This window comes from Rhodoplanes roseus, assembly GCF_003258865.1.
GTDB classification, from domain to species: Bacteria; Pseudomonadota; Alphaproteobacteria; order Rhizobiales; family Xanthobacteraceae; genus Rhodoplanes; species Rhodoplanes roseus.
On sequence record NZ_NPEX01000928.1, the window covers coordinates 1 to 250 of the forward strand.

At 64.8% G+C, this 250-nt stretch carries 1 protein-coding gene; it reads right to left on the minus strand.

The features are described from left to right. The coding region (locus CH341_RS33050) for a hypothetical protein (protein ID WP_146604815.1) at window positions 1-220 on the minus strand (220 nt) is incomplete at its 3' end. Window positions 221-250 lie beyond the last annotated feature (30 nt).

Sequence of the window (250 nt, forward strand, 5' to 3'; positions counted from 1 at the left end):
GAGGATCGGCAAGCACGGTGACGCGGCCGGAATCCTCCGCGCCCGGCGGCAGCGCGTTGGCGAGGATGCCGTGATAGGTCTCCGACATCGCCGTTGCCGGCATCTGCCCGCGCATCTCTTCGAGATTGGTGGCGATTGCGCCCGCGAGCAGGCCGAGCGTCAGCTTGGCCTTGTTCTCGATATCGCCGCGCGCATCGCTCAACACCACGATCCGCATCATTCCGAGCGTGACGATGAAGAGAACGATGAG